This window comes from Fibrobacter sp. (assembly GCA_024399065.1).
Classification (GTDB): domain Bacteria; phylum Fibrobacterota; class Fibrobacteria; order Fibrobacterales; family Fibrobacteraceae; genus Fibrobacter.
Genome location: JAKSIB010000013.1, coordinates 49540 through 62839, shown reverse-complemented (window position 1 = coordinate 62839; position 13300 = coordinate 49540). Strand labels below are relative to the sequence as shown.

The following is a 13300-nucleotide window of genomic DNA, read 5'->3' as shown; positions in this document are numbered from 1 at the left end:
ATTATCCCTCTTGTTTACCCAAACAATTTTATAGTTCTACAATCTAGAATTAAAGCCCCCCTATGTTCTAGGAAGGGCTCTCAAAGTCTATTTAATAAGTGATTCCAGGTCCTTTACGGTCTTTGGAATGCTTACAGAAATGTTACGGAAGCCGCTTTTGGTAATGAGCAGGTCGTCTTCTACGCGGATACCGATCTTTTCCTTGTAATGCTTGCCGTTGATGGTGGCCTCGAAATCGCCGTACAGGCCCGGCTCGCAGGAAATGAGCATGCCCGGTTCCAGCACAACGTCCAGGGAGCGGCTGCCCGGATCACCTTCATGAATCTGCTCGCCAATGAAATGGCTCACACCATGGGGGCGCACATCATAAAGCAGCTTGAACTTGCCCTTGGCTCCCTTCACTAGGCGTTCGTCCAGGGCCTTCATAATAAATTCCCAGGGCACCATGCCGATTTCACGGAGAGAAACGCCGGGCTTGACGAACTTCTGGTATTCTGCTTGGGAATCCAGTACGATTTCGTACAACATCTTCTGCAGGGGATTGAACTTGCCGCCTACGGGAATGGTTCTTGAAATGTCGCTGTGGAGACTGTTCCAGCGGATGCCGAAATCCAGGAGCACAAGCTCCCCCGCCTTCAAAGGCTCGTCCTTCTTGACGTAGTGGAGGCAGCAGGCGTTTGCGCCGCCCGCAACGATGGTCGGGAACGCCAGGTCGCCGTCGCTGTTCTTCTGCATTTCATAGTCCAGAAGGAGGCCCAGCTGGCGTTCGTTTTTCAACTGCGACATGTTGGCAAGAACAGTGCGGAAGGCCTTGTCGGTAATGTCCTGGGCCTTTTCCGCGTCCTGGATGCGCTGCTTTTCCAGAGGCAGGCGCAGTTTCCAGTGAATGTCTGCTGCCGAGCGGATCTTGACTCCGGAGCCCTTGATGGCACGCTGGAGCTGGTTCTTGAAATGATCGTTGTGGTCTTCCTTGAACTTCTCGAAGTAGTAGGCGTAAATATGACGTTCGTCGGGAGTTCTCTTAGCCAATTTCGCAGCAATGTCCTGGACGGTTTCCCAGATTTCGTCGACCGGTCGAACGTCCTTGATTCCCGTAATATGGGCCACTTCATTATCTCCATCCAGATAGCCGAGGCGCTTTCCGTTCCAGAATTCCTTGAAGGGGTTCTTACGGGGTACAAAAAGGGTTTCTTCCATGGTCTTGGGGTTCAGGAGCAAATAGCAGCCGGCCTGGTTGATTCCGGTGAGGTACAAAAAGGCGGGTTCCTGGATCATCTTGTTCCAGGTCTGCACGAATGCTTCCTCGGAACCTGGGTCAATGGGCATCCCTGCCACGAGGCAGATGGAGTCCAGTTTTTTCATAAAAGCCTTGCGGCGGGCGCTATAAATATTCTTGCTATTGTACTCTTTAGACGAAATAAAAACTTGCGAATAGGCGCTTGCAGTCATTTTAGACCTCTTTAAACACATCCAAAGCCTAAAATATCTAAAAAAAGGCGAATTTCGCTGATAATTTTTCCTTTTTTACAATTCTTTTTAGAATTATTTATATACATTTTAGCCATCACAGACTAAAATGGAGCCTGAACTAATGTCTCTTTTTAAGAATTGGAAATTGATTGTTGCAACTATGACCGTTGCTATGTTTACTGCTTGCGCTGGTGGTTCTAACGGCGATTCTGACGATGCAGCATATGATGATGATGATTCCCCGGCAGCAACCGCTGATGGCGTAAAGGCCAAGAAGAAGAAGGAAGCCCCGAAGGAAGTCATCGACGAAAATAAGTTGAAGAAGGCTGAACAGGAAGCTACCGCTATCAATGAAGATAACCACAAGCTCCGTAAGGAAATCTTCGACGCCAAGAACAAGCTGGGTATGTCTACTGCACCTGCTGCAGAAGAAGACGCACAGTAATTGGATTGAATGAGCGAGATACAGCGCTATTCTTTATCAGATGACCTGAAACGAACAATTTCAGGTGAGAACGAAACGGTTTTCCGCTTGCTGGAGAGCCGTTTTTGTGTTCAAATACAAACCCGCTTGCCAGGCCTTACCATCGTGGCCAAGGAAAATGGCGACATAGCGGGTGTTTTTGCTGTACTCGACCAGTTGAAAATGGCTGCCAAGAACGGTGAAGTTCTTACCTCCAGACAGGTGGAACGACTGCTGGGTCCGGTCGAGGTTGAAGACCTCGGCGGATGCATTCCCGGCACCCCTGTCTTCAGGAACCGTTTTGGTGTTTCCGTTTTCGCAAAGACTCAGGCCCAGGCCGAGCTGGTGAACGCCGTCGAACGTAACGACGTGATCTTTGCCAAGGGCCCTGCAGGAACCGGCAAGACATTTCTTGCGGTTACTCTGGCTGTTGCAAGCCTGGAACGTCATGAGGCGGAACGTATTTGCCTGGTCCGTCCGGCAGTGGAAGCTGGCGAATCATTAGGCTACCTGCCTGGCGACCTGAAGGAGAAGATCGCTCCTTACCTCCGCCCCATTCACGACAGCCTTGCAGAATTGCTGCCTACTGAAAAGCTCCGCCGTTACGAGGAAGCGGGCGCCATCGAAGTGGCCCCCTTGGCCTACATGCGCGGTCGTACTCTGAAGCGAGCCTTCATCATTCTGGATGAAGCCCAGAATACTACGCCGGAACAGATGAAGATGTTCCTCACACGCCTCGGCCCCCACAGCAAGGCAATCATTACCGGCGACGCCACCCAGGTGGACTTGGCCAAGGGCCAGAAATCCGGCCTGGTTCATGCCATGAAAATTTTAAAGGGCATTCCTGGAATCGCCCAGGTGGACTTTACCGCCACCGACGTCCTGCGCCATCACCTGGTCAAGGACATTTTGCAAGCTTACGAACAAAAGGACAAGTAGTATGAAGAAGAAGCAGAAGAAACTTCATCTCATCATTGGTTGGGCGATTGTTGTCATTGCCGCCCTCTTCCTTTTCCCAGACAAGAACATCGCCCTTCAGGCGGAACGTCCCCATCTTGGTCAGGCTAGCTCCCGCACCATCGTGGCACCCATCAATTTCGAAGTTCCCAAGTCCGAACAGGAAATTGAAACGGAACGCAATCGCGCCGCCGACAAGGTGAACGCTATTTTCGAATTCAATAGCGATGAGACCAAGCGTATTTATGATGATTTGAAGACCTTCCTCCACAAGGTGGGTCAGTATGGTTCTTTGCAGAACCAGATCAACCAGGCCAGTGCACTTGAAGGTGGTGACTCCTCCGTTCAGGTCAAGGTGATCCAGGCTAGCCGCGTGTACGATGTGCTGAAGCAGCGTATTTCTACTTCCGCTATCAAGCCTTTGAGCGTGAATGCCAAGGCTCGCGACTCCCTGCTTTCTGTGTTCAACCAGGCTTTGCAGAAGGGTGTGTCCAATACCTTCATCGCAACCTCCGAAACCGCAGCACAGCTCTACCGCGACAACTACAAGCTTCAGGACGACTTCAAGTATATCGTCTATACAAAGCCCACCATCACCCTCCTCAAGGATAACGAAAAGTCCTCTGTGGAAGCCGGTGGTATCCAACCCCTCCGTCGCCGCATCGACGAAGCATTCGCCCAGTTGCAGATGAGCTTCCCCAACGATCAGGGCCTGCTCAGCTCCTTCTACGAAACTTTGTTCGTGTTCATGCTTCCTAACGTTTTCTATCTGGAAAAGGAAACCGATGCAAGCCGTCAGGAAGCTCGCCAGAAGGTGACCCTCATCAAGGGTATGGTGCCCCGCGGTATGGAAATCGTGGCCCAGGGCTCCCCCATCACCAAGGACATTCTTGAAAAGCTGGACGCCTTGCAGCGTGCCCAGCAGAAGGAAGAAAACTCCAGGAAGTTCACCGCTGTCTACGGTAACGCTTTGGTTTTGGTCATCATCATCACCTTCTTCTTCCTCTTTATTTTCGTTACTCCGTCCAATCGTTTGTTCAAGACTCCTCGTCAGCTCTGGAGCGTTATTGCCCTTACCTTGCTGCAGCTGGTGGCCTTCTGGGTTATGCACAACTTCTCCGGAAGCTTGAACTCCGTTGACATTCCGGTGCTGCCGGAGAACTTTGAATTCATGTGGCTGTATCCCTTTGCCCTCGCCCCGGTGACTGCAACGGTTCTTTTCGACCACCGCTTTGGTCTCGGCTTTACCATCTTCTCCGCATTCATTTTCGGCCTCTTGAACGGCTACGACCTTGCCGCAACTATTTTTGCAATTGCCATCACTTGCGTTGCCATGTTGCCTTTGATTAGAATGCGTTACCGCGTTCAGTTTGTGTGGAGTATTATCGCAGGCGTTGGTGCCATGGCTGCGGCTATCGCCATCATGTTCCTGCTCCGTAACCGTCTCTCCTTCGAAGCTTTCTACCAGAACGTCATCGTGGGTAGCGCTAACATCATCGTGTGCTCCGCCTTGGCTTCCGTGCTTCTGGTCCACTTGGCAGAACGCGTGTTCGGCATTACCACTGTGCTTACTCTCATGGAAATGTCCGACTTCAACCGTCCGGCCCTCAAGCGAATTTCCGAATACGCCCCGGGTACTTTCCACCACAGCATCCAGGTTTCCAACTTGGCAGAAAAGGTGGCCGACAGTATCGGTGCGAACTCCCTCCTGGTCCGTGTCATGGCTCTGTACCACGACCTTGGTAAAACCATGCGCCCGGAATACTTTACTGAAAACCAGAAGCAGGGCGTGAACCCCCACGATTCCCTTGACCCGGCTCAGTCCGTAAAGATTATTGTTGGCCACGTGGAACAGGGTGCCCTCCTGGCTCAGGAATACAACATTCCTGATATGGTGGCCGCAGGTATCCGTGAACATCACGGCTCTTCTGAAATCAAGTTCTTCTACCATAAGGCTAAGGAACTTGCTGCAGAAAAGGGTACTGAAGTCAAGATTGAAGATTACAGCTACAAGGGTCCGAAGCCCCAGAGCAAGGAAACTGCAATTTTGATGCTGGCTGATATCATTGAAGCCACCAGCCGCTCCATGACCGATACTAGCCCGGAAGCTCTTGCCGCCATGATCCACAAGACCATCGAGGGCCGCTTCATGGAAGGTCAGTTCAATGAAAGTAATCTTTCCGTGAAGGATTTGTTCAAGCTGGAAAAAGCCTTCCTGGATAGCTTGGATGGAACGTACCATACACGCGTGAAGTACCCCGGACAGAAATAAAATTGGGATTTTTTATGAAAAATTCCCGTTTTTCCCTTGACAAAGGTCTAAATCTTTGTATATTTGGCTTCGTAATCTTGAGAACAGGTTAAGGTAACTGATGAAAAAGAACAATCTCGTTTTGATTGCAGTCGGTGTCCTGCTCCTCGTTATCGGTTTCCTCTGCCTGGCAACAGGCCCTGCTGATAATCCGGTTTCTCTCACGGTTGCACCTCTTATTCTCTGCCTCGCCTACCTGGTGATCATTCCTCTTGGAATTCTCTGGAAGGGCAAGAAAGACGATAAGTAAACCCATTCGGGCGATTAGCTCAGCTGGTTCAGAGCGTCTGCCTTACAAGCAGAATGTCAGCGGTTCGAATCCGTTATCGCCCACTACCAAATAAAACGGAAACGTTTTGGGGTGGTAGCTCAATTTTGGTTAGAGCACCGGCCTGTCACGCCGGAGGTTGCGAGTTCAAGCCTCGTCTATCCCGCGAAAAAGACTCCTCACTTGAGGGGTCTTTTTCACATTTATAGGATGTGTGAATTCGTTATAGGTTCCGAGGGACGCATTCGTAGGTGCGGCGCGCCTCTCAGGTTTTTGCTACATTCCTCTTTGAGGTTTTCATATGGCTGAAAAGATTTCCGACATCGCAAAGGATTACCACCTGAACCACGGTCGTTGTGCAGTGTCCCTGGCTTATGGCTATTGGCGTGCCAAAGGAAAGTCCGATGAAGAGGCGCTTGCCTTGGCAGAAGAAATGAAAGCCTACTGTGGCGGCCGTTCTCCGGACGGAACCTGCGGCGCATTGCATGCAGCGAAACTGCTGGAACCAGAACACGCCGAGGAGTTGGCTGAATTTTTCAAGAAGGGAGCGCAAGGCTGTACCCTTTGCCGTGAGATTCGCCCCAACGCCATTATTCCCTGCAACCGCTGTGTAGCTCTTGCTGGCGAAGCTCTGGATTCTCTGAATTTGACTACGAAGTAATTGACTCTGGATTTATCGCGACGTCCCTCTACATAAAAAACAAAAGCCCGCGCTCACTGCACGGGCTTTAATTTTTTGAAGGTAGGCTTTTCGCAGATTTTTTTGCTCGCGGTTATTTTTCGAAAATCTTGATGTACTTGATCTGACGGCGGCTAGCGTTAAGGGCGCGTTCTCGTCCCAGGGCGCGGCCCTTCAGGTCGAACTGCTGGGGGTTCGGAGCCAACAGACGGGCCTTGACGCGATCCAGCTTGCGGATGGATTCTGTGGTGTCGCCGACTGTTGTGCCTGTGGTGTCGCGGGCGGTAGTATCGGCAATAGTAGTGTCGCCTACCCCACCTTCGCCGTTTTCTGCCACCTGCACGAAAATCCATACGCCGGAATTGATGTCACGGCTACGCTGGTCCTGCACAATGTTCTTGCCAGAAGGCAGCATGTAGAGCTTGCTCTTGTAGTTCTGCAGGTAGAATGCGTTGGGCGTATTCACGGGGGCTTCTTCCAGAACATAGCGCTGGTGGGCGCCCGCGTTCCAAGAGTAAGTTCCCAGGGTAACGCCTGCGGCAGTGGATTCGTTGGGCACATCAATCACGCGGTCTCCGTATTCAAAACGGTAGGTCACCGGGTTGTCGCCGATGCTCCAAATCTTTGCCTCGGTCTCTTCCCCGGAGCAGTCCATCATTTCCAGGCCGTTTGTCGACGTGCGACCAATGCACTTGCCGTCGGTCAGGGATTTGACGCGGGCGGTCATGTAGAACTTCTCCTTGAAGATGTCCTGGTACATGGCTTCTACAATCTGGCAGTGGATAATCAAGTCCTGTTCAGAATGGAGTTCGGAATCGTAGTTCAGGCCGTAGGGCCAGAAATGCTGGCTATCGCCCTTCAGCACGGCGGTAGGATCGCCGGTCAATTCCTTCAGCTTGGCCTGGGCCGTTTCACCCTGGAACACGCCGTCCTTAAGCATGTCGCGGTATTCGCTGGTGGTACCCATGCCCATGGTGTGGCCCATTTCGTGCATGGCGGTACGTACGTTCATGTAGGCTCGGCCCGCACCAAAGCGCATGGTGCCGTTGTAGCTGGCATCCGCAGTCTGGACGCCAGTGTTGTAGTAAACTTCGATGTGTTTGGACATGTGGGTGTACTTGTTGTACATATACACCGCGGAATCCATGGCCGCAGAGATGCGCTTGTAGGCATCCAGTTCGTCTTCGGAAGGATTTTCCACCTTGTTCAGGTGATATTCCACTTTTGCCTGGGCGCTGACCGCCATAGTCAGTGCGAAAATTGCAGAAATGGGTACAATAAGGGCTTTCTTCATAACACTCCAGTCCAACACCATTGTGAAATTTATCCAAAATTTGTAACAACATCAAGTAAAAAATTGACGCAGGCTACAGGTCGAGCCAAAATAGGTGCCCGAAACACTTATTTTTTCCGTTTATCGTTTCCAAACGGGCGCATTTTTGCTAAATTCAAACCCGTAATTCTTAAACCGGCGGCGCAAGTCGCCATTACAAAAACAAGAGGTAAAAAAATGGCAGTTTCTTATAAGGAACTCGGCTTGGTCAACACCAAGGAAATGTTTGCTAAGGCTGTTGCTGGTGGCTACGCTATCCCGGCTTTCAACTTCAACACCATGGAACAGATGCAGGCTATCGTTCAGGCTTCCGTCAAGCAGAAGTCTCCGGTTATCATGCAGGTTTCTAAGGGTGCTCGTAACTATGCAAACGGCACCATCCTCCGCTACATGGCTCAGGGTGCTGTTGAATACGCCAAGGAACTCGGCTGCGCAAATCCGCAGATCGTTCTCCACCTCGACCACGGTGACTCTTTCGAACTGTGCAAGGACTGCATCGACAACGGCTTCTCTTCCGTTATGATCGACGGTTCTTCTCTCCCGTACGAAGAAAACATCGCCCTCACCAAGAAGGTTGTTGAATACGCTCACGCTCACGACGTTACCGTCGAAGCTGAACTCGGTGTTCTCGCCGGTGTTGAAGACGAAGTTGCTTCTGAAGTTTCTCACTACACCAAGCCGGAAGAAGTTGTTGACTTCGCTACCCGTACTGGTTGCGACTCTCTCGCAATCTCCATCGGTACTTCTCACGGTGCTTACAAGTTCAAGCCGGAACAGTGCACTCGCAACGCTGACGGCATCCTGGTTCCGCCTCCCCTGGCATTCGACGTTCTCGAAGCCATCGAAAAGGAACTCCCGGGCTTCCCCATCGTTCTCCACGGTTCTTCTTCCGTTCCTCAGGACGAAGTTAAGACCATCAACGAAAACGGCGGTAAGCTCCCCGATGCAGTTGGTATTCCGGAAGAACAGCTCCGCAAGGCTTCCAAGTCTGCAGTTTGCAAGATCAACATCGACTCCGACTCTCGTCTCGCTATGACTGCTGCAGTTCGTAAGTACTTCAACGAACACCCGGATCACTTCGACCCGCGTCAGTACCTGAAGCCGGCTCGCGAAAACATGCAGAAGATGTACGAACACAAGATCGTCGACGTTCTTGGTTCTAACGACAAGCTGTAATAGATTGCGAGCTCCGCTCGCAAATTTCTAACAAGCATGAAAAGGACCTGCCCCACAAGGCAGGTCTTTTTTGTATATTGAAAATATGACACGCTCAAAATACATCGCTTCAATTGCACTTGTTTTCACAGCATGTTTTTGTGGAGGCTGCGACTCAAATTCCTCCACAGAAGCAGGTAAAACATTTGACCCAGAATGCGAAAAAAACACATATAAAGAATGCATGAAAAATGTAGAAGATTCAATCTTAGGTTCAATAGCATGTGACATTGCCGTAGAAGAAGCCTGTTATATCAAAGAATAAACCGAGAAATTTCCATGAATACTTGCCCCCACTGCGGCGCCGAACTTAAACCTGGCGCAACTTTCTGCCGCCACTGCGGTAGCAACAAAGACACCGGCTGGAAAGACGGTGCTGAATTCGCCGACGAAGAACTCCCCGACTACGACGAAATCCTGGAGAACGAGTTTGGAGAGGACTCCCAGGGCAACAAGAAGAAGCCCAGCGGAATGGGCATCGTCGGCACCATCGCTGCCATCATTGTAGCTCTAGCCTTTATGGCAGCCATGGTTCTGCATTAGTAACCTGGCTCTAATTTTTCTCGTCAAAAAAGAAACCGCGCGGTTACCCGTGCGGTTCTTTTTTCTATCCCAATGTCTTTTCCAAGGCTTCCAGAGTTTCTTCGGCCTCGGTAAAGTCGTAGTCGTCGATCTGTTCCTTTAGCTTTTGCAACATACGTTCCTGATCCTTTTCGAAGGCAATGTTTTCGATGTCGTCCAGGGCGCGTTTGCAATGGGTCGAGGAGCAGGACTCCACAGCATCCTTAAGCTTTCCGATGGCGTCCCTAAGCTTGTTCTGGGCCTCAGGATCCTTCTTCTTTTCCGTGATACTGTTCTGTTCAGAAGCGATATTTGCCAAAGCCTTTTCAAGGCCTTCCACAAGGTTAATCAGAGTAATATCAAACTCGTTGTATTCGTTCTGGTCAAATTCCTTTTGGAGCAGTCTCGTTTCCAACTTTAAGGCAATGGCTTGCATCGCTGTGGCACCCATGGTACCGCTGAGCCCCTTCACCGTATGGGCAATTCTTGCGGCATCTTCGTATTGATCCTTGCCAATATGCTTTAAGATAGAACCATGACGATTATTGAAGTCTCTGACAAAGCCCTGGAGGATCTTCAGGTAGACGCTTCTATTGCGGTTGGCATGGTACAAGCCAAGTTTTGCGTCGAAGTTATCAATCTTCTGGAACATAGAAATGAATGCTTCGTCTTCAGAAGAAACATCCTCCTCTTCCTTTTTCATGATATCAACGATGTTATCTGTATCGGCGTTGGAGTCGATGGGCAGGAACTTCGCCATTTCCTCGTAAAGGAGCGTCGGGTCGATGGGCTTTACGATATGGGCGTTCATGCCGGCCTGCAAGCACTCCTCGGTGTCCTTCTGGAAGGCGCGGGCACTCATGGCGAGAATCGGCACTTCCTTGAAGTACTTTTCCGGACGGGAACGGATTGCCTTGGTGGCGGTAAGACCATCCATAATGGGCATCTGGATGTCCATAAGAACGAGGTTGAATGCATTTTCCTTTAACAGGTCAAGGGCTTCCTTACCGTTGTTTGCAATCATTGCAGTAAGACCAACGCTATTCAGCAAGGAAACTGCAAGTTCCTGGTTCATCTGGTTGTCTTCCACCAACAGGATCTTTGCTTCCTTGAAGAAGATCTTGCGTTTTTCCTTCTTGGAGGCCTTCTGGTAGGTCAAATCCTCCCCTACAGCTTCCTGCATACCACTCAGCAGGGAACTGATCTGCAGCGGCTTCGGGATAAAGCTGTTGAAGCCAAGTTCCGTAGCCATGGTGGTGTGTGCTTCGTCAAAATCCAGCGGGTGCATCAACACCTTAGGAATGTTCAGCATCGTAGGATTCAGGCCGCGGGCGAATTCCAGACCGTTCGTAATGGGCATGGCGTAATCCACCAGGAACAAGTCGTAGGGATCTTCGCCGGCTTCTTCATGAGCCTGCACCAAGTCAAGGGCTTCATCCACAGAATGGGCTTCTTCCACAACGCACTGCAACTTCTCGAGGTAATGGCGCAGCACATCGCGAAGGTTGTCGCAATCGTCCACCAGCAAGACATTCTTGTTGCGGAACGTCTGTACCGTAGTCCATCGGGGTTCTTCTGCGTTGGGTGCCACAGGCAGTGTAATGGTGAAGAAGAACTGGGAACCGACGCCGGCAACGCTTTCAACCTGGAGCTGGCCGCCCATCAATTCTACCAGGGACTTGGAAATCACGAGGCCAAGGCCGGTACCGCCGTACTTACGGGTTGTAGAGCCGTCGGCCTGGGTAAAGGCATTGAACAACTTGGCCACCTGTTCCGGGGTCATACCGATACCCGTATCCTTTACACAGAAGGAAAGCTTTACGTTGTTGCCCTTCTTCTGGAGAAGCTTGACAATCAAGGTAATGTCGCCCTTTTCTGTGAACTTGGTGGCGTTATTGATCAAGTTTGTGAAAATCTGGGAAAGTCTCAGGGGGTCACCCATCAATACTTCAGGAATTTCAGGATCCACGTCCACAATTAATTCAATGGGACGGCCTGCGATACGAACTTCAGCCAAGGCTGCCACTTCGCCGATAACATCTTGAAGTACAAGCTGGGTGATTTCAAGTTCCTGTTTCTTGGCTTCGATCTTGGAGAAGTCCAGGATGTTGTTGATAATGCCAAGCAAGGACTTTGCTGCGCTACTGATGCGGTCCACGAAACTGTGTTGACGTTCGTCAAGCTGGGTTTCGGAAATCAAGTGGGCCATACCGATAATGGCGTTCATCGGAGTTCTGATTTCGTGACTCATGTTGGCCAAGAATTCGCTCTTTGCCAAGGTAGCCTGTTCGGCGATTTGTCGAGCCTCCACCACTTCGGAAATGTCAATCATGGTCACCATGTAACCCACCACGGATTCCTGCACCTTCAAGGTACAAGCTTCGCCACGGAACCAAATTTCATTCTGGTTGCTGCTGGATTTCAAGGCAAAGGAATCTTTCCAAAGTTCCTTCTTGTCGAAGGTGGTCTTCAAGGAATGAATCACTTCTTCAGGAATGCCCACATCCTTCAAGTCCTTCAGGGAAAGGCCGATCATCTTTCTCCATTCCACGCCAAGCAATTCAGCCAGCTGTCTGGATACGTACTTGATCTTACGGGCGCGATCAAAAATCATGACGATGGAGTGGTCTGCAGAAGTCATGATGGTATCCAAGATGGTATCCTTCTGGATGCCGCTGGTTTCATCGTTGATCATGAAGAGGTAGCGCATGGCACCGTCATCTTCCACAAGCACCTGGAACACAATGCTCCACCATGCAATTTCTCCGTCAGTATTACGAACAGGAACAAGAATCTTACGTTCGCTGGCCAGCATTTCGCCGCCCATGGCTACGCGGTGAGCAAACTTCTTGAAATGATCCGAGGGGAAATACTTGAAGAGGATATCGCCTTTGATGTCTTCCCCATCGTTTAGGAAGTCTACGATATAGGCGCTGGCATGAAGAATGTCAAAGGAATCGTTTGTAAGAATCAATCTGAAGTTGTCGCTACCTAGCAACGTGTCAAACATGGTACTGGAGCTGACACTTTCATTCAAGTCTTTTTGAATAAACTTGATGAACAAAATATGGGCAATCAAGGCTGCAAGGCCCATCATTATAAGAACAACGATGGCCACAATCAAGAGAACCTTGGAAAGGTTGTTTTCGATACCGGCAATGATCTTGTTCTGCTGCATGACATGCACCACATAGAACGGAGAGTTCTTGAGGGGTGCCACCATGAAGACCATCTGCTGATGCTGTTGGTTAGCTTGTTCAAAACGGAGGACTGTACCCGCCTTCAGAGTGTCGGCACTGTACTTGCCGGAAATAAGTTGCAGCAAGTTGGATACGGTATCTTGAAGAATTTTTCCTCGGCTTGTTTCGTACGGGAAATAGGTGAACATGTTGTCATTTTCCGTACCCATCAAGACGGTGATGCCGCCTTCATCTCGGGCAAGGTTTCCCATGGCAACTCGAATCTTGTACAGGTCGATATCTTCGGCGATGGAGCCTCTAAACTTCTTGTTCTTGTCCCAAATCGGATAAGAAATGGTCATGACCTGTTTATTAATATCGGAACGAACTTCCGGACCAGTGACTGCAATACCACGCTTTCTAGAGGATTCAAGGTACCAGGCCTTGGTTCTGATTTCAGATTTTTCTGTATTCAGCTTGATGCCACGACCCGAAAGGAATTCACCGTCCTTATTGCCGTAATAGACATCCACAATGCCGTCTTTCGATTGATACTGCCTGTAAAGAAGAGGTCTGGACTGCATATCCTTGGCCACGTTGGCCTGCATCTTCTTTGCAGCATTCAAAAAAGAAACTTTGTACTTTTCCAGAAGTCCATCCAAATCATTAACAACCTTGTCTTGCAAGGTTGCTTCGGTAGACTTGTAGGATGATGTGACAAGGATGTCCTTTACTGCGGAAGAAAAGACAAAAACAAGAATCAAGGCGGCAACGAGTACAGGTATGGTATAAACGAGAGAAATCTTCCAACGAAGTCGTCTACGTTGCGCGTTTAAAGGACTATGGGTCATGTTAACTCCTTAA

11 protein-coding genes and 2 tRNA genes are annotated in these 13300 nt (G+C 50.1%); 10 read left to right on the top strand and 3 right to left on the bottom strand.

From position 1 onward, the window contains the following. Positions 1–87 precede the first annotated feature (87 nt). On the bottom strand, positions 88–1449 hold the full coding sequence (locus MJZ25_08225) for a Xaa-Pro aminopeptidase (GenBank protein MCQ2124153.1): 1362 nt from the start codon (positions 1447–1449) through the stop codon (positions 88–90). A 142-nt stretch (positions 1450–1591) separates the two neighbouring features. Here MJZ25_08225 and MJZ25_08220 point away from each other — a divergent pair, with 142 nt between their 5' ends. The 7 genes from MJZ25_08220 to MJZ25_08190 all read left to right on the top strand — a co-directional run bounded on the left by MJZ25_08220 (position 1592) and on the right by MJZ25_08190 (position 6130). Further along, the gene (locus tag MJZ25_08220; protein MCQ2124152.1) at positions 1592–1915 is read left to right on the top strand and encodes a hypothetical protein; all 324 of its coding nucleotides are present in this window, start codon (positions 1592–1594) and stop codon (positions 1913–1915) included. Between the two features lie 9 nt (positions 1916–1924). Beyond that, positions 1925–2872, top strand: a complete 948-nt coding sequence (locus tag MJZ25_08215; GenBank protein MCQ2124151.1) for a PhoH family protein — start codon at positions 1925–1927, stop codon at positions 2870–2872. A gap of 1 nt (position 2873) precedes the next feature. Continuing rightward, positions 2874–5162 (top strand): HDIG domain-containing protein, encoded by a 2289-nt coding sequence (locus tag MJZ25_08210; protein ID MCQ2124150.1) that lies wholly within the window; start codon positions 2874–2876, stop codon positions 5160–5162. A gap of 100 nt (positions 5163–5262) precedes the next feature. Continuing rightward, on the top strand, positions 5263–5451 hold the full coding sequence (locus MJZ25_08205; GenBank protein MCQ2124149.1) for a hypothetical protein: 189 nt from the start codon (positions 5263–5265) through the stop codon (positions 5449–5451). Positions 5452–5459: 8 nt separating this feature from the next. Further along, positions 5460–5534: transfer RNA gene (locus MJZ25_08200), tRNA-Val, on the top strand. A gap of 25 nt (positions 5535–5559) precedes the next feature. After that, positions 5560–5635, top strand: a tRNA-Asp gene (locus MJZ25_08195). Between the two features lie 135 nt (positions 5636–5770). Next, positions 5771–6130, top strand: coding sequence for a hypothetical protein (locus MJZ25_08190; GenBank protein ID MCQ2124148.1), 360 nt, complete (start codon positions 5771–5773; stop codon positions 6128–6130). Positions 6131–6242: 112 nt separating this feature from the next. On the opposite strand, the gene MJZ25_08185 is transcribed toward MJZ25_08190, so the two are convergent. Then, positions 6243–7442: an RICIN domain-containing protein gene (locus tag MJZ25_08185; protein MCQ2124147.1), complete on the bottom strand. Its 1200-nt coding sequence runs from the start codon at positions 7440–7442 to the stop codon at positions 6243–6245. A 216-nt stretch (positions 7443–7658) separates the two neighbouring features. Here MJZ25_08185 and MJZ25_08180 point away from each other — a divergent pair, with 216 nt between their 5' ends. From MJZ25_08180 to MJZ25_08170, 3 genes are all read left to right on the top strand, one after another. Continuing rightward, positions 7659–8657, top strand: coding sequence for a class II fructose-1,6-bisphosphate aldolase (locus MJZ25_08180; protein MCQ2124146.1), 999 nt, complete (start codon positions 7659–7661; stop codon positions 8655–8657). A gap of 85 nt (positions 8658–8742) precedes the next feature. Beyond that, on the top strand, positions 8743–8961 hold the full coding sequence (locus MJZ25_08175; GenBank protein ID MCQ2124145.1) for a hypothetical protein: 219 nt from the start codon (positions 8743–8745) through the stop codon (positions 8959–8961). A gap of 14 nt (positions 8962–8975) precedes the next feature. Then, positions 8976–9239: a zinc ribbon domain-containing protein gene (locus MJZ25_08170; protein MCQ2124144.1), complete on the top strand. Its 264-nt coding sequence runs from the start codon at positions 8976–8978 to the stop codon at positions 9237–9239. Positions 9240–9303: 64 nt separating this feature from the next. Here the strand turns inward: MJZ25_08170 and MJZ25_08165 are convergent, their stop codons facing one another. Then, positions 9304–13287, bottom strand: a complete 3984-nt coding sequence (locus MJZ25_08165; protein ID MCQ2124143.1) for a response regulator — start codon at positions 13285–13287, stop codon at positions 9304–9306. Positions 13288–13300 lie beyond the last annotated feature (13 nt).